A 525-nucleotide genomic window follows, 5' to 3' on the forward strand; every position below is an offset into this window, starting at 1 on the left:
TCCACACCGTGGTGCTGCCGGTGAAGCTCACCTGCTGGATCGGGTTCCGGTTGTTGGCCGGTGTATCGAGGTACTTGAAGTCCTGGATCGTGATCGAGTCGCTGGTGCCCTTGATCGCCAGCACCAGATCGGCGCCCACGAAGGAGGCCTGGATGTCAGTGGGCAGCACACCCGCCTTGAAGATCAGCTTCTCCGAACGGGTTGAGCGTGTGTCGGTGCTCCGGGCAATGATGTCCTTGCCTTCACCCCGACCGAAGTAGTAGGTGTCATCGCCCCCACCGCCCACCATCGTGTCGTTGCCAGCGCTGCCTGAGAAGATGTCGTTCAGGCTCGTGCCGACCAGGCTGTCCGCGCCTGCGGTGCCCCGCAGCGCCTCGGTGACCATCTGGGTGGTGTTCCACACCGTGGTGCTGCCGGTGAAGCTCACCTGCTGGATCGGGTTCCGGTTGTTGGCCGGTGTATCGAGGTACTTGAAGTCCTGGATCGTGATCGAGTCGCTGGTGCCCTTGATCGCCAGCACCAGGT

General features: G+C 62.7%; 1 protein-coding gene. It reads right to left on the minus strand.

Annotated elements, in window-relative coordinates; translation table 11 throughout:
• On the minus strand, positions 1 to 525 hold a 525-nt coding region (locus HZU84_RS20055), incomplete at both ends, for a calcium-binding protein (RefSeq protein WP_310734060.1).

The sequence above is a fragment of the Sphaerotilus sulfidivorans genome, from assembly GCF_013426975.1.
In the GTDB taxonomy this organism is placed as follows: Bacteria; Pseudomonadota; Gammaproteobacteria; order Burkholderiales; family Burkholderiaceae_C; genus Sphaerotilus; species Sphaerotilus sulfidivorans.